Source organism: Cyclobacteriaceae bacterium (assembly GCA_025808415.1).
Lineage (GTDB): Bacteria > Bacteroidota > Bacteroidia > Cytophagales > Cyclobacteriaceae > UBA2336.
The window spans coordinates 388,228-408,375 of sequence record CP075525.1 but is presented as its reverse complement, the minus strand read 5'-3'; the positions used below and the strand labels follow the sequence as shown (position 1 = coordinate 408,375).

Sequence of the window (20,148 nt, the reverse complement as noted above, 5' to 3'; positions counted from 1 at the left end):
CCTACAACAACCGGATCAACTCCACATATAGCGCTGTAAGTTTTGGCTCGGCCTTGCCAGCCACTTTCACAATCTCTTTCAGGTTTACCGGTTTAAGGTTGTCCGGGTCACAATCATCTGTCAAAACCGAAATGGCACAACACGGCAGGCCCATGTGATTGGCTACAATTACTTCGGGCACTGTGCTCATACCCACAGCATCACCCCCAATCTTTCGCAAAAATCTGTATTCAGCGCGTGTTTCCAGGTTAGGGCCCATAACCGGAACATAAACACCTTCATTCAACCGGATTTTTTTTTCTTTCGCGATTTGTTTGAGTTTACTGTTCAATGCTTTTGCGTATGGCTCACTCATATCGGGGAAGCGCGGACCAAACAATTCGTAATTCTCACCACGCAACGGATTGTCAGGAATTAAATTAATGTGATCGTCAATCAACATTAACTGACCCTTCTTCCAGTTGGGGTTCAGGTTTCCTGCTGCGTTGGAGATTAACAGGTTTTTAACACCCAATAATTTCATTACCCGCACCGGCAATGTGATTTGCCTGAGGTTATACCCTTCGTAGTAGTGAAAGCGGCCTTGCATGGCCAGCACTTTTTTGCCCCTCACTTCACCATAAATCAGTTGGCCTTTATGGTACTCAACCGTAGAAATGGGGAAGAAGGGAATAGAGTTATAATTAATAACCAGTGGTGATTCAATTTCCTTTACAAAGAGGTTCCCTAACCCAGTACCAAGGATTACCCCAACCTCAGGCGCCTTAACCCCTCGTTTCAAAAGAAAATCTGTAGCCTCCTTTATTTCGTGCATCATGCTTCTGGTTCTTTTACTATTATAGTTGCCCGATTAATCCTGTAAATAGCGTTACCAGTTTTTTCTCTGAAGCTGAGGCCGTATCTACAATATTCTGAAGTTCTACACGGTGTAAATTGTCGGGGTCACAATCGTTGGTCAGTACCGAAACTGCACAACAGGTAATACCCATGTGGTTAGCCACCAACACTTCTGGCACGGTACTCATGCCTACCGCATCCGCACCAAGCGTCCGCAGGTAACGGTACTCCGCCCGCGTTTCCATGCTCGGGCCCTGAACGGCCGCATAAACACCTTTGTGTAGCTTTATTTTATTCTCCTTTGCAAGTTTCAGTAGTCTCTTATTTAATTTCTGATGGTACGGTTCGCTCATATCCGGAAAGCGTGGGCCAAATAGTTCGGAGTTCTCTCCCCGCAAAGGATTATCGGGCTGAAGGTTAATGTGGTCGTCCAGCATCATCAACTCGCCCTTATGCCAATTCAAATTCAAATTACCCGCAGCGTTTGACACCATCAGTGTTTCAACGCCAAGCAGTTTCATTACCCGAATGGGCAGCGCAATTTGCTGCATGCTATACCCTTCATAGTAGTGGAAGCGGCCACGCATCACCATCACCTGCTTTTTCTTCACTTCACCAAAAATCAGTTGGCCTTTGTGAGAGGTTACAGTAGTGACCGGAAAATGCGGTATGACATTATAATTAATAACTACCGGGTTCTTAATTTCCTCAACAAATAAATTACCCAGCCCGGTACCTAATATCACGCCCACTATAGGCTTGTGTTTAATTTTTTTTTGGATAAATTCTGTTGCCTCTTTTGTCTCGTTTAGCATACCCATAAAGATCAAACCAAATGTACTAATTCAAATACAACTGTATCCTTATACGGTAAAAATCTACTGTTCGTAAAAGTTTAAGGCTTCATTGCCGAAATAAGATTACATTTATTACCGCTACCCTATTAGCCCAGCCGATAAAAAAACAGAACCTATGAAACAGATCGTTATTATCCTTAATCTTTTACTCATTGCCTTTGCAGGCGTTGGTCAATCTTTCAACACCTTTCCGGTAACTACCCAAAAACCTCCGTTGCATGGAAGGCACTGGATGGCTGTAACCGGTAAACCCCTTGCCGCAACGGCTGGAGCTATGATTTTTAGCAAAGGCGGTAATGCCGTGGATGCTTCGTGTGCCATGCTGGCCGCTACCTGCACTATGTGGGATGTGCTGAGTTGGGGCGGTGAAACCCAGGCGCTGATCTACAATCCGAAAACCAAAAAAGTTATTGCCATTAATGCTTTGGGTGTTGCGCCCACCGGGGCTACGGCACAATTCTTTAAAGACAAGGGCATGAAATATCCTCCGCAATACGGACCACTGGCAGCCGTTACACCCGGTACACCCGGGGGGCTTATGACCATGCTGGCCGAATACGGAACGATGAGTTTAAAAGATGTTCTGACCCCTGCCATGCAAATGGCGGAAGGTTATCCGATAGAAGCGCAAACCGCCAATTCAATAGAACGTGAAAAAGCGCGTATTAAAGAATGGCCCTACTCAAAGAAAGTTTTTTTAACACACCCAGGTGAGCAACGCGAAGCCCCTTATGCTGGTGAAATTTTTGTTCAGAAAGATTTATTGGAAACCCTGAAAAAATTAGTGGACACTGAACAACAGGCACTGAAAAAAGGTAAGTCAAGGAAGGAAGCCATCTATGCCGCGTATGATCGTTTTTATAAAGGCGACATCGCAAAAGAGTTTGCGCGCGGCTGCCAGGAACAAGGTGGTTTGATTACTGAACAAGACCTTGCTAACTGGAAAGTAAAAATTGAAGAACCATTAATGACTACCTACAAAGGTATTGAGGTGTACAAACTTCAGCAGTGGACACAAGGCCCTGTGATGTTGCAAACCCTGAACATCCTGGAAAATTTCGACCTGAAATCGATGGGCTATAATTCATCGCGGTATATACACACCCTATATCAATCCATGAACCTGGCTTTTGCCGATCGTGATTTCTATTACGGTGATCCTGCCTTTGCACCGGAAGAGCCCATGAAGGGTCTACTGTCGAAAGAATATGCCAAAGAACGTGCGAAGCTCATTAACCCAAATCGTAACGATCCGAAAATCGGGCCGGGCGATCCTTATCCGTACGAAGGAAAAATTAACCCGTATACCGATTTGTTAAAGGTTTGGGGCAACCCGCAAAGCAACTTATATAACCCCTTGAATGAAAAATACTTTGAAGACTTTGCGGCCGGAACAACATCCGTAGAAGCTGCCGACAAAGAAGGTTGGGTAGTGTCCATTACTCCCAGTGGCGGTTGGGTACCTGCCTGCATTGCCGGTAACACCGGCATTGGTATGAGTCAGCGCATGCAAAGTTTTGTGTTGGATGAAAAGGAAAACCCATTCAATGTAGTAGAGCCAGGCAAACGCCCACGGGTAACGCTTACACCCAGCATGGCGCTAAAAGATGGAAAGCCTTTTCTTTCGTTTGCCAAGCAGGCCGGTGATGAACAAGATCAATTGTTGATTCAATTCTTTTTAAACATGGTTGAATTTGACATGACCGTGCAAGAAGCCTGCGAAGCCCCCAGCTTTATCACCAACCAAATGTTCTCGAGCTTTGGTGATCATGAAAAACAACCCGGCTCATTAATACTCAACAATCAAATGCCTCCGTGGTCACGGAAAGAACTAGGACAGATGGGCTACCGGATCACCTATCGCGAACGAACCAGCGGACCAATTAATGCCATTTACTTCGACTGGAAGAATGGAAGCTTTTGGGGTGGTTCGAGTAACCATGGGGAGGATTATGGATTGGGGTGGTGATTACACCTGTTAAAAAGTGGCGGTTTATCTTTACCTTTAGATTACAAATTAAAAGCCAATGGAACGGATAGTAATTCAGGTTGATGACAGTGTTGGAAAAATCTACCACCTGCTTAGTGCAGATAAGCAGCAACAAATTTCTGAGGCCTTGAGCCTGTTGTTAAAAAAAGCAGCCAACGATATAACAAACGATACATACAAAACTCTATTGGACGAATTCGGTAATCAGGCTATTGCTAATGGGTTAACACCTGAAGTTTTAGAAGAACTTTTGAAAAAAGATGACTGATCTTTTTATAATTGATACCAATGTACTGATTAGCGCTCATCTTCTTCCTCAATCTGCTACCCGACAAGCGTACGATCTGGTCTGGCAAAAAGGCATAGCCGTATTTTCAAAAGCTACTTTCCATGAATTTGCTACAACGTTTACACGTGAAAAGTTTGAGCGGTATCAGCAACTCGAAAACCGTCTAAGGATGATTGCGCTGATTGAAGATAGGGGACACTTCAAAGAGGCCACAGTTCAAATTACAGAATGTCGCGATCCTAAGGATAATATGTTTTTGGAACTGGCCGTGAGTTGTGCAGCTTCAGCTATAATTTCCAGCGATCCGGATCTGCTCTTACTCCATCCCTTCCGTGGCATACCTATTCTTTCACCTGCCGATTTTCTAAAAGCATTTAAGCAGTGATTTATAGACTTTACGAACCAACCCTCCTGCTCGATAAGCAAAAATGTTTGTCGAACATTTCCATGATGGCAGAGAAAGCGCGAAAGAATAATGTGGGTTTCCGGCCACATTTTAAAACGCACCAGTCGCATGAAGTGGCCCGGTGGTTCCGGGAGTTTGGTGTTGAAAAAATCACAGTGTCTTCCATGAAAATGGCTGAATACTTTGCCAGCGATGGGTGGCGCGATATTACCGTAGCTTTTCCGGTAAACATTCACGAGAAAGATCGTATTAACCAGTTGGCCGAAAAGATAACCTTGAACCTGTTGGTCGTTTCAGCAGAAACGGTTGATCTGCTTGGAAAAGAAATTCATCATCCGGTCAACCTGTTTATTGAAATGGATACCGGGTATCACCGCACGGGCGTTGCGGCAGAAGACTTTACGTTACTTGATGCTATTCTGAATCGGATAAATGCTTACCCGCACTTATCGTTTAAAGGTTTTTTAACACACGATGGCCACAGCTATAAAATCCGCAACGACAAAAATGCGATTCGCAACATTTGCCAACATACACTGACGATCGCAAAAACACTCAAACAAAAATATTCAAACCATTATCCAGGCTTGATTTTTTCGCTTGGCGACACACCAACCTGCAGCGTTGCTGAATCTTTCGCTGGAGTTGATGAGATTCGACCTGGAAATTTTGTGTTTTATGATTTTATGCAAGTTGCCATTGGTTCTTGCTCATCAGAACAAATTGCTGTGGCCATGGCCTGCCCGGTAGTAGCTGCGTACCCCGAACGAAATGAGGTTGTTGTTCATGGAGGGGCGGTTCATTTTTCAAAAGACAATCTTGTTCTGCCAGATGGCGCCACCTCCTTTGGAAAAGTGGTGCAATTAACGAACGGTGGTTGGAGCACCGAAGATACAGGCATGTATATTAAATCACTTTCACAGGAACATGGAATCATCCATGCGTATAAGAATCAAGCCGAAAACATTAAGGTTGGTGATTGGTTGGGTGTGTTGCCTATACATTCTTGCCTAACGGCTGATGTGATGAAAGCACTCAGACCATTGGAGGAAGAAGCGATTTCCATGATGCGGTAAAGGTTACACATAAAAATCTCCTGGCTTTGTTTCCGCTACTTCAGTAATAAACTGTGAAACTTTTTCAGTTACAGCTTTAAAGTACTTCTCTCCTTTTTCACGCGTTGCTTTCCGCGGATCGCCTACTCCGGTTGATGTCGTAACCTGGGTCCACCTGCGTTCAGCCCATGCCCCGCCCTCGCGAATGGCCGTGAACCTGAACTTTTTCGCTGCACCGTCAGCAGCCTCAGCAAGTGGTAACACCAAATCGGGACGTAAATTCAGCATCAGACTGGTTTCCATTTCACCCGCATGGTTGTCTTTATGCTCAAAGAATTGTTTTTGATCAAGGGTTTGAAACCAGTTGCACATGGTAAGAAACATATTCGGAAAACGCAGTCCGAGCTCACGAATCATGGGCTTAAAATCATTTCCACCATGACTGTTCAGGATAATAAGTTTGTGGATTCCTTGCCGGTTAAGCACGTCTATTACATCACGCAATACAGCAAGTTGTGTGGAAGGATTCATGTTGATATCAAGCTTCACATCAAACTGACCGGTGTTTACGCCAAACGGAATTGCAGGCAACACAATCACTTTTGCACCTTGCTCCCAGGTCAATCGTGCAGCCTCTGCCGCTATGTGTTCGGATTCAATGATGTCGGTTGCATAAGGCAAATGATAGTTATGTGCTTCACAGGCTCCCCACGGAAGTACGGCTACTTCAAAAGAAGCATCCTTTATGTATTTCCAGTTTGATTCGGCCAGAATATAGGGACGCATAGTGTTTATTTATTAACCGGAAGGGCAATTTGGTAAACCTTGCCGCGCTTTACCGTAAGCCGGTCATCGCGCAACCATGGGTTGTGGCGTTTCAACAATTTGTAATTTATTCCCTGCTGCTTGGAAAACTTAATCAGGTCAGGAATGGTTTCTGCTACTTCGACATAGCGGAGTTGTTCCTGCTGGTACAAATGTTTCGGGTTTACATTAAACCCATACTTGATGGGGTTTTCAATAATTTCCTTAATGGCGATAATGCGAAACACATAGCGAGAAGTTTCATCTACCAAATGCAGGTCATAAAAATTATCTACTTGTTGGCTCTCTAAAGCGCGCCCCACACCAGCAATGCCCCGGTTGTAGGATGCCGCCACCAACGTCCAGTTGCCAAATTTTCTATACGCGTTATTCAAATATTTGCAGGCTGCTTCTGTCGCCTTAAGCGGATCATAACGTTCATCAACTTCTTTTTCAATTTCAAGTCCCAGTTCCCGGCCTGAGGTTTTCAAAATCTGCCAGTACCCCACGGCATCTTTAGGTGAAATATCATTTAACAATCCTGATTCAATAAGCGGCAGGTATTTAAAATCATCGGGGATATTATGCTTGCGCAGAATTTCCTGCATTTGCGGAAGCCATCGGTTGGCTCGCTTAATCAGAAAGATGGTGCTGCTGTGCAGATATATGTTAATCTGCAATTCGCGATCAAGCCTCTCCAGCACATCAGGAATTTCGATGGGCACAGGTTCTCCGGCAAAATTCAGGTTCTTGGGCAGATCGTAGGAGATGGCCGGAAAAGGGGGTGCGGCACCCTCCCAATCGGCAGGGGCTAACGTGCCATCCTGCATTTTTTGCGCCTGTTCCTGTTCCGCTATTAATTTTTTTATTCGTTCATTCGAGAACCGTACATAGCCAATGGCTATAGCCAGCGCGAGGAGAGAAATGGCTAAGGGAAAATTTTTTTCTAACATAACCTTAAACACAGAGGGCACAGAGTGGTCCCCGATTAAAAGTTCGGAGCCAGTAAATATTTTGAGTAAAAGTCATCAATGGCCTTCACAGCATCTTCCGGGGTATCCACCAGGCTGAACAAGTCAAGATCCTCCGGGCTGATCATCCCTTCTACAATCAAAACATCCTTCACCCACTTCAGCCAGCCTTGCCAGAATTTTTTTCCTACCATCACAATCGGGAACCGCCCGATTTTTTTCGTTTGAATCAATGTTAACGCTTCGGTCAGTTCATCTAACGTTCCAAAACCGCCCGGCATTACTATAAACCCCTGCGAATATTTTACAAACATCACCTTGCGTACAAAAAAGTAATCGAACGTGATGAGTTTATCCGGATCGATGTACACATTTCCTTTCTGCTCGAACGGTAAAAAAATATTCAATCCTACAGACTTACCGCCCGCCCGGTGCGCGCCTTTGTTACCCGCCTCCATTATACCTGGGCCGCCCCCGGTAATTACACCATAGCCATGTTGTACAAGTTCAAAAGCAATTTCTTCAGCCATCTTATAATAGCTGTTAGCAGGCTTGGTGCGGGCCGATCCAAAAATGGTTACACATGGTCCAATCTTGGCCAGTTTTTCCATGCCTTCCACAAACTCACTCATCACCTTAAAGATCATCCAACTGTTGGCGCCTTTTATCTCTGCCCAATCTTTGTCTTTAAAGGCTTTACGAATGCGGTGCTCTTCTTCTATGGCTTGTTGAATTAATTCCGGATCAGCCTTGGGTTTTGTTTTTCTTTTCGAATTCATTTCGCTACAATTCAGTTATACCCGAAATATACGAGTATCTGTTTAAAATGATGGCCTTTTACATACCCGTATACGCCTCATCGTTACAAACCCAACCATGACATAAATCACGTCTACCTAAAACAAAATTCAGTAGAAATCAAACGGTTTAAATCGTAATATTACGATCAATAAAATTCACCAAAATCATGATGCCGCAGAAAAAAGTCATTGGTTTTTTTGATCGCTACCTTTCCCTGTGGGTTGGGGCATGTATCGTTTTGGGTATTGCTATTGGTAATTATGCCGGTGATACCATGAAAGCTATCAGCCGTATGGAGATTGCCAATGTAAACCTTCCGGTTGCTGTACTTATTTGGCTAATGATTTACCCCATGATGCTGCAAGTGGATTTTACCAGCATCAAAAAAATTGGCGAAAAACCCCGTGGTGTAGTATGGACAGTAATTATCAACTGGCTGATCAAACCATTTACGATGGCTTTCTTTGCCTGGATATTCTTCACCAAACTCTACTCGGCATGGATTGATCCTGCAGTAGCAGGCGAATACATTGCGGGTGCTATACTATTGGGTGCAGCACCGTGCACGGCCATGGTGTTTGTGTGGTCATACCTATCGGACGGTGACCCGAATTACACACTTGTGCAGGTGTCGGTAAACGACCTTATTATTTTAGTGGCTTTTGTGCCGATTGTTGGGTTGCTGCTAGGCATGACTGACGTAGCCATTCCATATGAAACGTTAGTTGCCAGTGTGGTGATTTTCGTAGTAATTCCCCTGGTGGCCGGAGTTATTACGCAACGTATTCTATTGAAAACAAAAGGAGAAGAGTGGTTTAAAAAAGAGTTTCTTCCTAAACTAAAACCCGTCAGTATTATTGCCTTACCCGTAACACTGATTTTCCTGTTTGCCTTTCAGGGTCAGAATATTCTCAACAATCCGCTGATTATTTTACTGGCAGCAGTTCCGTTGGTCATCCAAACCTATTTCATCTTTTTTATTGCCTGGTATGGTGGGAAAAAATTAAATCTGAATTATGCCGTGTGTGCACCGGCAGCGATGATTGGCGCCAGTAACTTTTTTGAACTGTCTGTAGCGGTTGCCATTTCACTGTTTGGTTTACAATCACCAGCTGCCTTGGTAACGGTAGTTGGTGTTTTGGTAGAAGTGCCGGTTATGCTTTCGCTGGTGGCATTTGCAAATAGAAAGAAATACTAGGAACGCGTCTTAAAAATACCTTTTATGTCAGATTGCTCTGCCGACCGGTCAGGCAGTCTGCCGAAATCGGCTTTTAAGGTTGAAATTAGACTTCGACAAGCTCAGGCTGACACGAGTAAATGTTTTTTGCGATTGATTTCTAGTAATAACTTCCTAACTATCTCCTGTAAAACGATTCAATGGCTGCTGTCAGGTCTTCATATTGAAATTTGAATCCAGTCTGCAGAATTTTTTCTGCTGATACCTTACTCCCCAATAAAACCAGGTTAGCCATTTCGCCCAACATAAGTTTCATAACAAAAGAAGGAACTGGTGGAAGGAGCAGGGTGCGATGCAATGCTTTCGCGATGGCTTTCGTTACCTCACGGTTTGTAGACCAGTGGGAGGAAACACCGTTGTATGCACCGATCAGGTTTTCATTCTCAATGGCATACCGAAACATCATACACAGGTCATCTATGTGAATCCAACTCATCGGCTGCTTGCCGCTACCCAGAGGCGCTCCAATACCGTAACGAACAGGCTTGGCTATTTCTTTTAAGGCGCCCCCTTTATCGGCAAGTACAATACCAATTCTGATTTTCACTGTGCGGATGTTAAGTTCCTGAATCTTGTCCACTTCATGTTCCCACGCCTTAACCACATCCGCTAAAAAATCAGTTCCCGCTTCACTGGATTCTGTAAATACCTCATCGCTGCCACCAAAGCCGTAATATCCGATAGCACTGGCTGATATAAAAGATTTTACCTGATGATGGGTGCTTTTAAGTGTTTGATATAACAATGCTGAAGATCGAGTGCGACTTTCTAAAATCTCCTGCTTCCGTCTGGCAGTCCACGGTTTATCAGCAATGCCTGCACCGGCCAAATGAATAATAGTATCGATTCCTTGAAGTGCTCCCTCCTCGATAATTCCTTTATCAACATCCCACGTAAAGGATGGTACGCTGCCGTGGCGTTTCGACCGACCTAAATGAACAACCTGGTAACCTGCTCTAATCAGGTTGGCGGTAAGTTCCGTGCCAACTAGTCCGGAGGCTCCGGTTATGAGTATTCTTTTTGGAATCAATTTTGTAGCATTAGTTTTACATCAATAACCATAACAACATGGAAGCCCGTAAAAAGTTTGTCCTTATTTTTTTCATAGTCCTTAGCCTGTCTGCCACAGGCCAATCGGTAAAAGTAGAGAAAGAATCGCACCGCATAAAAGGCGAAAATGTTGAAGGCTATGCAGTTGAGTTGGAGGGCAAACAGGATGATGTTGCAACCTCGTTCAACAAGTACTTAAGGTCGTTTGCCAAATTGAAGCTTGGGGCGAACCCGCTAACCTTAACCGAAACGGTAATTAATGGAACCTCATACAAAAGCCCGATTTATGCTACCACCAAAGAGCGTACTACTACCGCTGTAGCGTGGATTGGCTTAAAGCCCGGTGAATGGGCCAATACCGATGAGGCAGAAAAAGTACACAAAGAGCTCGAGCGAATCATCTACGATTTCGGTGTTAAATACTACCGCGATAAAATCCAGGTGCAGGTTGATGAGTCAACAAAAGCCTTGCAGGCGGTAGAACGCCAACAACAACGCCTCGTAAATGAACAGAAAAACCTTACGATGAGACTGGAGAACAACGAAAAAGAAAAAGCTCAGTTGGAGAAATCAATAGAAGCCAACAAGCTTGAAAACCTAAGCCTTCAGGCGTTGATTGAAAAGAACAAGAAGAGCCAGGATTCTGTGGCCATTGCCACCGAACAAATAAAGCGCGTGGTGGAAATGCATAAAGAGAAGCAGAAGAAGGTGAATTAGGCCATGTTAATTTATTGAATCCAATCTTCCCGGACCGGCCAGTTCGCGTGCCTCCTGAAGAAATCTCCATTTAGAATTTTCAGTATAGTCCCAACGATTCCGCCTAGTGTCATAATAAATATCCTCGTTTGGAACGTACACAAGGCCTTTATTGCCGATATATTTATCCACATTACCGGAGGTAATCATCTCCTTGAACAACACCTGAGCCTTTGCTTCCAACTCATCGCGGGTGCATCGGGGTGTTTGGTACAATAAATTCAATAGTTCAATTTTTCCATCTTCCGGATTTCGCTTTATATACCCGCCAAAAGTCCGGTAATGTTCGTACAAGCTTGCTTTGTCCTGATACTCGTACGTGAAAAACTCAACCGTGTCTGTCTTTAGGTAATACCGGATCTTCCCGCTGGTAAGGCTTACATAATTCTTATAAAAAGGTCTGCTGGAAAGTTCAAACCGTTCCTTGTAAGCCATCGCGTCAGGCTTCTTTACAACATAAGGTGCTAACTGAATGAGCAGTGAATCGTAATGCTTTTGTGAAAGTACTCGTTCAGCTTCAAATGTTTTGCCCGTTGAGCAACTGAACAATATTGACGAAAGGCCAGCAAGGAGGAAAAACGAATATTTCATATTAACAAAATAGATGTTGAAGTTAAATGCAAAAATAGAAAAGCCCGGATTAACTCCGGGCTTCTCCTGAATGAACTGTAATACTAAAGATTAATAATCAGCATTGTTCGGGTTAAGGTTTATCCAACCCGCGTTGAAGTTCCAACCTGCACCTGGTGAAGTTCCCCAGGCACCGTAGAAAGATTCAGTGGTAAAGAAATTACCCACGTTGCTGGCTGCAGGAATAGCAGGAGCACCTGCAATATAAGGGCTGGTTGCAGCCTGGTTAATGGGTAAGCTGGTGAAGCTATAAACACTACCTGAAGGAAAGGCACCAAAAATAGTGGTAACATTAGCCTCAAAAGTATTACCGGAAGCAAAGTTTGCCGGAACATTAGCACCGGTTGCTGTTTGGCCGCCACCGTTAGCAGCAAAAATGTTGTTGATTACGGTTGAACCTGCCGTAGCAAAATTTGCCGATGTGGGGAAGCCTGTAATGATTGAGTTATAAATTTCAACTTGACTAAACGAGTTAACCTCAACAGCAGCACGATAAAATCCGTCAATTTGGTTTGCAGGCCTGAACAAGAGCGGGCCCCATACCGTTACGTTTGCAAAAATTGGTTTTGACTGTCTGGTTACGCCACCAATGGTTGGTGCAGGGTTATTTGAATTACTGGATGATTCCCATGCCCTTGATCCGGAAATATCAGCGATAGATGCTTCGCGGATAATTGCACCATACTGTACGCGACCAATGTAACCACGATCAGAATCAAAGTCATCATCCAAAGTAGAGTAAGCGATCAAATATTTGTGATCATTCGAACCACCGAACCACTCATAAGCATCATCGTTTGCGAAGCTTACTACAATATGATCAATCTCAGTAGCGGAACCCACAGAACCCATCGTTAGGCTGTTAAGCTCATTATCCTGCGATAAGTCGATACCAGCAAACTCAATGCGGGCATATTTTAGTTTTCCTGAGTCATCATTTGGAATGGCTGCTCCATCGCCAGGGCCATAAAGACCATCTTGCGAACCGGCACCTCCAGCTAAACCTTCAATTAAGGCATTTGCACCGTTGCTATTATAATCGCGACCTAAAAGCACAACCCCGCCCCAATCGCCACGGTTACGGAATCCTTTAGGAGCATTTGAAGTAAACACAATTGGGTTGGCTGCGGTACCTACTGCGTTAAGCTTACCGCCTCTGTTCACGATTAATGTTCCCTCAGTCTCTTTTTCACCGAAAATAATTGTGCCGGGAGCGATGGTTAGTGTAACACCATTGGGAACAACAACTTTGCCCCGTAATAAGTAGCGGTTAGTAGCAACCCAGTTATTGTTAGTTGCCGAAATGTTTCCTTGCACCACTACAACCGGCTTAGGGTCGCCTACTGTGATGGTAACCGTAGCTGGTAGGGAATTTAAACCTGAGTTATCAACCGCTGTAACCACAATAAGTATAGTCGAACCAATAACTGCATTGGCAGGTATGGTATAGTTAACCGTTACAGTCTGTGTGCTTTGGCCGTTGAGCGCCACACTGGCTATGGATACTCCGGAAAAAACAAGTGCCTGACCTCCATTTGGCGCTGTTACTGCAGCTTCAAACGAAACGGATGCACCTGGAATATCTTGCAGTGTTGCAGGTGTAACACTTACCGTAGGGGCAGCACCTAAATCATCATCACTACATGAAGTAATAATGAAATTCAGGGAGGCAAGCATCATCACACTCGCCAATACCGATAGAATAGAATTTCTTTTCATGATTTATAAGTTAAGTTGAAATCGGCTGCAAAGTAGGCCTTCGGGGTAAAGCAGGGGTTACCCGATTGTTAGGTAATTGTTACGAAAGCCTGTTAACCGATCCTGACAGGTTGTAAAAAAATCAGCGACCTTTCTAAAGGCGCTGACTCAGGATATTCTAAAGGGTCAATATCAAAATTTAAAGCCCAAGCCCACGGTAAAGAGTTGGCCATTGCGTGTTCCACGAATTACTTTGTTTGTGTTGGTATCCGAAACATCATTGTTCAAATCGGGGTCTTCACGCAACTCCCAACGAGCATTCAACAGATCACTTATACCAAACCTTACCTCCAGGTTCTTACCTATTGTTTTGGCAATGTTTAAATCAACCAGGTGACGGGGCATCTCCCACCAGGTAGGAAACTGCGTGTTTCCAACAAACGTTATTCGTTTTCCAAAAACATTGTACTGAAGGTTAGCTTGCAATCCCCGATCAGTGTCTTCATAATAATACCCCATATTCAAAATATAAGGTGATTGGCCTTGCATCGGCCTGCGCTGAAGTTCCAAAACATCCGCTAAATCACTCACTTGTATACGGTTGTAAATCAACGAAGCATTGAACACTAAAAATGAGTGATTCAAGAACTGGCTGGCCGAAGAGTATGCCAAAGCCTTTCTAACCTCAACCTCCAAACCCGCGGAATAAGCTTCTTTAGCATTTGTATAAAGCAAGGCAGGGTTGTCAGTCCCGGTTCGGATTACCGTTTCAATAGGGTTTTTAAAGTACTTTCCAAAACCACCTATAGCAACAAACTCTGAAGGGGTGGGATAATATTCCCAACGCAGATCCACATTGTGTATATCCGCTACTTTCAAATTCTGATTTCCAACTATATCAATGGCATATTGAAAATCGTAGTAGCTGAATTCTGCCAACTCGCGGAATTCGGGACGATTTAAGGTTTTGCTATAGGCTAAACGAATAAGGGCTGACGGAGTAAGGTTGTAACTCGCATTAACAAATGGCAGCAAACTGGTAATGGGGTTATCAACTGATGTTTGGCCAACACCGGGCGCTGATTTTAATTGCTGACGATTGTATTCTACACGTAAGCCGGTTATTAACCTGAATTTATCGGAGAAAGGCATGTCTGCACTGACATAACCTGCGGTAAGCAGGTTATCTGCCGTATATGAATCTTGCGGACGTTGGCGCTCATCAATAAAGTGGCCACCATTGTAGGCTACGTTAACGGGGTCAAAAATCCTGTCGAAAGGTAATGAAGCTATGTTCGGATTAAATCCATCGCGCGCCACGTGGGCAATTGTACGTGTTTGAAAACTTCTCTCTTTAAGTTCAACCCAATACCCCATTTTGATTTGGAAAGGATCTTTACCGGATGGGGCATTTAATGAATACTCTATATCTGCTCTGTGGGTTAAGCTCGTTTCATTTAAATCTTGAAAGAAACGCGCTGAGTTTACTGCGCTCACACTTGAATTCACATTCACCACGTAAGGAACATCTTCGGCTGAGCCTTGCAACCTGCCCGTAACCAAACGCCTCCAGTCTGGTTCGTTCCTGTTGATGGTGGTATAACCTCCCAACCAGGTAATATTTAACCTATTAGGTATTAGCTCATGCTTACCCTCTAACTGTCCCAGATATGATGTTCTTCCAATGTAACGGTACGAATAATTCCTGAAGTTTTGCTGACGGAAGAAGTTATCACCGCTACGAATAATGGTTTCGTTTGTACCAATGTTATTAAACAGGTTTCTGAATTCAATTTTATTGCGGCTGTTCAAGGTAAGGGTCCAGTTACTTAACATGCCTGCCCTAACACTATTTACAAGTTGGTTATCCATGTAATTGAAGAAGTTCTCACTGGTAAAATCTTCTTCATAATTAAAATAGCGATTGAAAGAAGCATCGTTGTATTGGTTGGTGTTACTGTACGTTAATCCGTTAATTGTACTCAGCCGCATGCTTCCAAGTTTAAACCCGCGGCCAAAATTCAAATTAAAGCGGACATCCGGTAAAACATTAATGTCTTGAAGGCCCCAGGTATTTTGCCACTTCCTGCTTTCCAATTCAATAAGATTAGGGTTAAAACCTAACGCACCATAATTTGGTGGGGCATTTTTGGGTAGGCTTCTTGAACCACCATCGAATCCCAACCATTCAGTAGATGAACGTTCTTGGCTTTGACGAGTGGTACCTGTTGTATTTCTTCTATAACCAATAGAAAGCGCACCGTTAATAAACGGATCGTTAACTACATTTTTAGTGGTGATCTGCACCACCGCACCGGCATAATCACCAGGCAACCATGCACCACCGGTTTTGTAAACTAAAATCTGGTCAATCAATCCGCTGGGTAAAATATCAAATGAGAATGCACGGCTATCCGATTCTGAACTTGGGGCTGTAACCCCGTTAAGTACTACACTACTGTAGCGTGAACTCAAACCACGAACAACGATAAAACGGTTTTCCTGAATGGTAACACCCGGTACCCTACGCATTACCTGAGCTGCATCGCGATCTTGTGATTTTGAAATCTGTTCGGCAGAAATACCCGTTACAACCAACTTGCTTTCCTTGATGGCTTTCAGTAATGCAAAGTCGCTGTTAATTTCACGTGTTCCTGTTACAATAACTTCTTCCAACTCCTGCGACTCTTCCTGCATGGCCACATTTATAGTTGAAATTTTGTTTGCCTCTACGACAACATCTGGAATAACATGGGTTTTGTAGGTAATGAAGGAGATAACCAGGTTATATGTTCCGGGCTTAACGTTACTAATGGAAAATTTACCCTCAATATCCGTGGGTGCACCTACTTGTGTTCCCTGAATGGACACGTTGGCCCCAATTATTTCTTCGCCTGTTTTAGCGTCTGTTATTTTTCCGCTTATCGTTCCTGTTTGGGCAAAGGCTACTGAACAAACAAAGGAAAAGAAAGCCAGGTATAGATTGCGCATAACTAAAAATTTCTGCAAAGGTGGCGCTACACTATTACCCCATAAGCAAGCCATTGTTACGAAATTGTTAAGGGGCTAAACGGGTTGTAAATGCCTGATTTCCAGAATTATCGTAATATTACGATTAATTGCAGGCCTAACACTTGTTATTTCACTGTTATGCAGTTTAAAAAATCCTTATGGTAATGTTAAGCCTAAGATTATTTGCTGATGGGCACCTTGTTCAAAATAGCTTTAATGATGTCGCTGGTTTTCACATTATCGGCTTCGGCCTCGTAATTCAAAATAATCCGGTGGTTCATCACATCCAATGCCACTTCTTTGATGTCCTCCGGAAGCACGTAATCACGCCCTTCCATATACGCTGTGGCCTTGGCGGCCAGGTTTAAATTAATGCTGGCACGGGGTGAGGCACCAAATTGAATATAAGGTGCTTGTTCATTGAGTTTGTACTCCAGCGGCTTGCGCGTGGCAAATACCAGTTCAATGATATAGCGCTCCAGCGATTCTGAAATTTTTACTTTGTTGATCTGGTCACGGATGTCGTATATATCTTCTTTGGTGAGTAATGCATTTACCGTAAAATCAAACCGCATGTTGGATATCCTGCGCATCACTTCCAATTCCTGATCCTTACTGGGATAATCCACAAAAACTTTCATCATAAAGCGATCCACCTGGGCTTCAGGCAAAGGATAAGTGCCTTCCTGATCCACCGGGTTTTGGGTGGCCAACACCAGAAAAGGCTTGTCGAGCGTAAAAGTAGTCTCCCCAATGGTTACCTGCTTTTCCTGCATGGCTTCCAGCAAAGCGGATTGCACTTTGGCGGGTGAACGGTTGATCTCATCGGCCAGTATAATGTTGGCAAAAATGGGCCCTTTCTTCACTTCAAACTTTCCGTCCTTTTGGTTGTAGATCATGGTGCCCACCAAATCGGCAGGAAGCAAGTCAGGGGTAAATTGAATGCGTTGGAAATCGAGGTGAAGTACTTTGGCAAGCGTGCTTACGGTAAGGGTTTTTGCCAATCCGGGCACACCTTCCAATAGAATATGTCCGTTGGTAAACAGGCCGATAAGCAGGCGGTTAACCATATATTCCTGGCCCACTACCACCTTGCCAACCTCAGCCATTACCTGACTTACTTTTGCTTTGTGCAGATCTTGTTTTTCAGCAATCACAGCTTCCATGCCACAGTCCTTTGGTTTCAAAAATATCGCGCTAAAGTAGCGGAATTATCACGATTTAGGCAGAAAAAAGTGACAAGCCGCAACCTCAATTCTTTAACAGAAGCCTTATTTTTTAAAGGTGAATTTGAAATAGATAAGCATCAGGCTAAGCATGCAAATAATACCGTTGCATATGATAACGGGCCATAGCTTGAGGCCGAAACCGTAAACAAGCCACACAATGGTGCTGGAAAATACGATCAACATCATGGTAAGGCTTAAATCGCCAACACTTTTTGATTGCCAGGCTTTATAAACCTGGGGCATAAAGGTAATGGAACTTAAAAAGGCACCGGTGTGCCCAATGATTTCAAGGGTTGTCATGCTAACTTGGTTCGAATGCACGAAGGTAAAATAATGTCGAGGACTTTTGTAATAGGGGATATACACGGAGCGCATCGGGCGCTTGTTCAATGTTTGCAACGAGCAGGTTTTGATTATGAAAAAGATCACCTGATTTCATTGGGCGATGTGTGCGATGGCTGGCCTGAAACGAAACACGCTATCGATGAATTGATGCGCATTAAAAACCTCACCTACATTTTTGGCAACCACGACTTTTGGACGCTGGAGTGGATGCGCTACGGCCTGATCGATGAGGTATGGTGGAAGCAAGGTGGAGAAGCAACTATAAAATCCTTCACTGGATCAACCCTTGAAAAATATCAGGTTTTCTTTGAGCAGGCTTTACCATACCTTATACTCAACAATAAATTATTCGTTCACGCAGGTATAAATCCGCTGCAACCACTCCATCAACAATCGTTACAGGTGTTTCTGTGGGATAGGGCCTTGTCGCGTATCGCGCTCGATTTCTATCATAAGGGCATTTATGCCAAGCACACAGAATATGATGAGGTTTACCTGGGCCACACGCCTATTCCCTTTGAGCACCCTGTTCAATCAGGTGACATTTGGCTGATGGATACCGGGGCCGGGTGGTCGGGTGTACTTTCCATGATGGACATAAACACGAAAGAAATTTTTAGAAGCGACCCCGTACCCTCGCTTTATCCAGGTGTACAGGGGAGAAGACGATAACCAAGACATCAACCCTGGGTTGTCAAAACCAAACGACCTCAAATCCGCGTGGGTTTTGTAAGTATGAATTGATAAGGTTTTGTACTGTAGCCGTTTCCAGGCCTTTGCGAACAAAAGATTTCGCACCCTCCATATCGTGTAAAGAAACCTCGCGATCAATAAAGCCGAATCCCAGGTATTTCCCTTGTTCAACCAATACCAGCGACTGTTCATGCGCTTTTCGGCCCTTGCCAATAATAGCTACCGACTCGCCCATCCCATTAAACGACTTCATTGCGTTATACACACGCTTATTATACTTCTTCACGTTTTCAATACCCATACAGGCCCCTTTGCAATCCCCAATCTGGTATTGAAAGCATAACCCTTTTGAAACCTGCAACCCACTAAGCTTGGGGCACAAATCAAACTCGCGCACCTTTTCCCACAAAAAATTCCAGGCATCGCCTTTCGAACTGAATTTGATTAGCGGCTTTGAACCGCGTTTCACCATGTTCACGTTAAACCGGTGGTAGCCTGCACGGTCTTCATAATCGTAAATACCCCACTCTTCAATTCTATACTTCTGTGCCATGTTATACTTAGGCCATAACCTCCGTATTTCCTGCGACTCCAGGATAAGGGCAATCAACTCGTTACCTGTAAGTTCATAGGTGATGTGGTGAATTTCATTCCTGATTTTTGAACGGTTCCATTCGCGTGCATCACCGGTAAAGTGTCCGGCAATTCTCTTTTTTATATTGTTGGCTTTGCCCACATAAATCACGTGGCCACGTTCATTCAAAAAGTAATACACGCCCGGCTTGGGCGGCAGTTTGTCAAATTCGTCTTTAGGTAAGTTGGGCGGCAGTATAGTTTCGCCCGAATTGCGTTTTAATGCGCGCAAAATGTACCCATCCTTATCGCGGTTAAGCAACTTTGAAAAAATTTTTGCAGTAGCTTCAGCATCCCCTCCGGCCCGATGCCGGTTTTTGATCCCCACACCTAAACTTTCGGCCAGGCTACCCAGACTATAGGAACGTAACCCCGGAATAATTTTACGACTTAGCCTAACCGTGCATAATTTTTTCGATTGCCAGCTTATGCCTGCCAGTTCAAATTCCTTCTTTAAAAAAGAATAATCGAAATGGGCATTGTGGGCAACAAAGATCCGGTCTTCAAGTAAGCGTAAAATCGACTCAGCCACTTCTTCAAACGGTGGGGCTGTAGCAACCATTTCTGTTGTTATACCGGTAAGCCCTGTGATGTAGTAAGGTATTCTCCTTCCGGGGTTTACGAGTGTGTAAAAATGATCGATGATTTCAATACCATTATGGTGGTAGATGGCAATTTCGGTAATGCGGTGGTTATCCGCGTAGCCCCCGGTCGTCTCAATATCAACAATGGCGTACATGTCTCAAAGTAATATCATTTTCATTATCTTTCGAAGATGATGGTAGAATTCAATATGAATAGAAAGGTAGTCCGGAAATTCCGGCTGGGCGAAGAGCCGAAAGACTATACGTATTG

General features: G+C 44.0%; 19 protein-coding genes. 7 read left to right on the top strand and 12 right to left on the bottom strand.

The window, feature by feature from the left end; translation table 11 throughout:
* Position 1: 1 nt before the first annotated feature.
* A complete protein-coding gene (locus KIT51_01850) occupies positions 2–814 on the bottom strand; it encodes a purine-nucleoside phosphorylase (GenBank protein UYN88469.1) in 813 nt (270 codons plus the stop codon).
* 22 nt (positions 815–836) lie between these two features.
* Complete coding sequence (locus KIT51_01845) at positions 837–1,652, bottom strand: purine-nucleoside phosphorylase (protein UYN87045.1); 816 nt, start codon at positions 1,650–1,652, stop codon at positions 837–839.
* A gap of 157 nt (positions 1,653–1,809) precedes the next feature.
* On the opposite strand from KIT51_01845, the gene KIT51_01840 reads away from it, so the two are divergent.
* Genes KIT51_01840 through KIT51_01825 form a run of 4 tightly spaced genes read left to right on the top strand, consistent with a single transcriptional unit; the run spans position 1,810 to position 5,455 of the window.
* Positions 1,810–3,663: a gamma-glutamyltransferase gene (locus tag KIT51_01840; protein ID UYN87044.1), complete on the top strand. Its 1,854-nt coding sequence runs from the start codon at positions 1,810–1,812 to the stop codon at positions 3,661–3,663.
* Between the two features lie 58 nt (positions 3,664–3,721).
* Positions 3,722–3,952, top strand: coding sequence for a hypothetical protein (locus KIT51_01835; GenBank protein ID UYN87043.1), 231 nt, complete (start codon positions 3,722–3,724; stop codon positions 3,950–3,952).
* Positions 3,945–4,358 (top strand): putative toxin-antitoxin system toxin component, PIN family, encoded by a 414-nt coding sequence (locus KIT51_01830; GenBank protein UYN87042.1) that lies wholly within the window; start codon positions 3,945–3,947, stop codon positions 4,356–4,358. The genes KIT51_01835 and KIT51_01830 overlap by 8 nt, the downstream gene beginning before the upstream one ends.
* Positions 4,355–5,455 carry an alanine racemase gene (locus tag KIT51_01825; GenBank protein UYN87041.1) on the top strand — a complete coding sequence of 367 codons (1,101 nt, stop codon included), beginning with the start codon at positions 4,355–4,357 and terminating at the stop codon, positions 5,453–5,455. The genes KIT51_01830 and KIT51_01825 overlap by 4 nt, the downstream gene beginning before the upstream one ends.
* 3 nt (positions 5,456–5,458) lie before the next feature.
* On the opposite strand, the gene KIT51_01820 is transcribed toward KIT51_01825, so the two are convergent.
* Genes KIT51_01820 through KIT51_01810 form a run of 3 tightly spaced genes read right to left on the bottom strand, consistent with a single transcriptional unit; the run spans position 5,459 to position 7,988 of the window.
* Positions 5,459–6,220 carry a creatininase family protein gene (locus KIT51_01820; GenBank protein UYN87040.1) on the bottom strand — a complete coding sequence of 254 codons (762 nt, stop codon included), beginning with the start codon at positions 6,218–6,220 and terminating at the stop codon, positions 5,459–5,461.
* 5 nt (positions 6,221–6,225) lie between these two features.
* Positions 6,226–7,191: a transglycosylase SLT domain-containing protein gene (locus KIT51_01815; GenBank protein UYN87039.1), complete on the bottom strand. Its 966-nt coding sequence runs from the start codon at positions 7,189–7,191 to the stop codon at positions 6,226–6,228.
* A 35-nt stretch (positions 7,192–7,226) separates the two neighbouring features.
* Positions 7,227–7,988, bottom strand: a complete 762-nt coding sequence (locus tag KIT51_01810; GenBank protein UYN87038.1) for a TIGR00730 family Rossman fold protein — start codon at positions 7,986–7,988, stop codon at positions 7,227–7,229.
* A gap of 191 nt (positions 7,989–8,179) precedes the next feature.
* On the opposite strand from KIT51_01810, the gene arsB reads away from it, so the two are divergent.
* A complete protein-coding gene (gene arsB / locus KIT51_01805) occupies positions 8,180–9,208 on the top strand; it encodes an ACR3 family arsenite efflux transporter (GenBank protein UYN88468.1) in 1,029 nt (342 codons plus the stop codon).
* Positions 9,209–9,365: 157 nt separating this feature from the next.
* Here the strand turns inward: arsB and KIT51_01800 are convergent, their stop codons facing one another.
* Positions 9,366–10,274, bottom strand: coding sequence for a TIGR01777 family oxidoreductase (locus KIT51_01800; GenBank protein UYN88467.1), 909 nt, complete (start codon positions 10,272–10,274; stop codon positions 9,366–9,368).
* A 41-nt stretch (positions 10,275–10,315) separates the two neighbouring features.
* On the opposite strand from KIT51_01800, the gene KIT51_01795 reads away from it, so the two are divergent.
* The gene (locus KIT51_01795) at positions 10,316–11,014 is read left to right on the top strand and encodes a hypothetical protein (protein ID UYN87037.1); all 699 of its coding nucleotides are present in this window, start codon (positions 10,316–10,318) and stop codon (positions 11,012–11,014) included.
* Between the two features lie 6 nt (positions 11,015–11,020).
* Here KIT51_01795 and KIT51_01790 read toward each other — a convergent pair whose 3' ends face one another.
* From KIT51_01790 to KIT51_01770, 5 genes are all read right to left on the bottom strand, one after another.
* A complete protein-coding gene (locus KIT51_01790) occupies positions 11,021–11,644 on the bottom strand; it encodes a hypothetical protein (protein ID UYN87036.1) in 624 nt (207 codons plus the stop codon).
* 90 nt (positions 11,645–11,734) lie between these two features.
* A complete protein-coding gene (locus tag KIT51_01785; protein ID UYN87035.1) occupies positions 11,735–13,402 on the bottom strand; it encodes a hypothetical protein in 1,668 nt (555 codons plus the stop codon).
* A gap of 171 nt (positions 13,403–13,573) precedes the next feature.
* On the bottom strand, positions 13,574–16,372 hold the full coding sequence (locus KIT51_01780; GenBank protein UYN87034.1) for a TonB-dependent receptor: 2,799 nt from the start codon (positions 16,370–16,372) through the stop codon (positions 13,574–13,576).
* Between the two features lie 200 nt (positions 16,373–16,572).
* Complete coding sequence (locus tag KIT51_01775; GenBank protein ID UYN88466.1) at positions 16,573–17,529, bottom strand: MoxR family ATPase; 957 nt, start codon at positions 17,527–17,529, stop codon at positions 16,573–16,575.
* A gap of 135 nt (positions 17,530–17,664) precedes the next feature.
* Entirely contained in the window at positions 17,665–17,922 is a 258-nt protein-coding gene (locus KIT51_01770) for a hypothetical protein (protein ID UYN87033.1), read from the bottom strand.
* Positions 17,923–17,937: 15 nt separating this feature from the next.
* On the opposite strand from KIT51_01770, the gene KIT51_01765 reads away from it, so the two are divergent.
* Positions 17,938–18,639, top strand: a complete 702-nt coding sequence (locus tag KIT51_01765; GenBank protein ID UYN87032.1) for a metallophosphoesterase — start codon at positions 17,938–17,940, stop codon at positions 18,637–18,639.
* Positions 18,640–18,661: 22 nt separating this feature from the next.
* Here KIT51_01765 and KIT51_01760 read toward each other — a convergent pair whose 3' ends face one another.
* The gene (locus KIT51_01760; protein ID UYN87031.1) at positions 18,662–20,032 is read right to left on the bottom strand and encodes a GIY-YIG nuclease family protein; all 1,371 of its coding nucleotides are present in this window, start codon (positions 20,030–20,032) and stop codon (positions 18,662–18,664) included.
* Positions 20,033–20,148: the final 116 nt, after the last annotated feature.

Bases quoted from the DNA above. Each gene is read 5' to 3' on its own strand.
- KIT51_01850 (UYN88469.1), bottom strand. From the start codon at position 814: ATGCACGAAATAAAGGAGGCTACAGATTTTCTTTTGAAACGAGGGGTT.
- KIT51_01845 (UYN87045.1), bottom strand. From the start codon at position 1,652: ATGCTAAACGAGACAAAAGAGGCAACAGAATTTATCCAAAAAAAAATT.
- KIT51_01840 (UYN87044.1), top strand. From the start codon at position 1,810: ATGAAACAGATCGTTATTATCCTTAATCTTTTACTCATTGCCTTTGCA.
- KIT51_01835 (UYN87043.1), top strand. From the start codon at position 3,722: ATGGAACGGATAGTAATTCAGGTTGATGACAGTGTTGGAAAAATCTAC.
- KIT51_01830 (UYN87042.1), top strand. From the start codon at position 3,945: ATGACTGATCTTTTTATAATTGATACCAATGTACTGATTAGCGCTCAT.
- KIT51_01820 (UYN87040.1), bottom strand. From the start codon at position 6,220: ATGCGTCCCTATATTCTGGCCGAATCAAACTGGAAATACATAAAGGAT.
- KIT51_01815 (UYN87039.1), bottom strand. From the start codon at position 7,191: ATGTTAGAAAAAAATTTTCCCTTAGCCATTTCTCTCCTCGCGCTGGCT.
- KIT51_01810 (UYN87038.1), bottom strand. From the start codon at position 7,988: ATGAATTCGAAAAGAAAAACAAAACCCAAGGCTGATCCGGAATTAATT.
- arsB (UYN88468.1), top strand. From the start codon at position 8,180: ATGCCGCAGAAAAAAGTCATTGGTTTTTTTGATCGCTACCTTTCCCTG.
- KIT51_01795 (UYN87037.1), top strand. From the start codon at position 10,316: ATGGAAGCCCGTAAAAAGTTTGTCCTTATTTTTTTCATAGTCCTTAGC.
- KIT51_01790 (UYN87036.1), bottom strand. From the start codon at position 11,644: ATGAAATATTCGTTTTTCCTCCTTGCTGGCCTTTCGTCAATATTGTTC.
- KIT51_01785 (UYN87035.1), bottom strand. From the start codon at position 13,402: ATGAAAAGAAATTCTATTCTATCGGTATTGGCGAGTGTGATGATGCTT.
- KIT51_01780 (UYN87034.1), bottom strand. From the start codon at position 16,372: ATGCGCAATCTATACCTGGCTTTCTTTTCCTTTGTTTGTTCAGTAGCC.
- KIT51_01770 (UYN87033.1), bottom strand. From the start codon at position 17,922: ATGACAACCCTTGAAATCATTGGGCACACCGGTGCCTTTTTAAGTTCC.
- KIT51_01765 (UYN87032.1), top strand. From the start codon at position 17,938: ATGCACGAAGGTAAAATAATGTCGAGGACTTTTGTAATAGGGGATATA.
- KIT51_01760 (UYN87031.1), bottom strand. From the start codon at position 20,032: ATGTACGCCATTGTTGATATTGAGACGACCGGGGGCTACGCGGATAAC.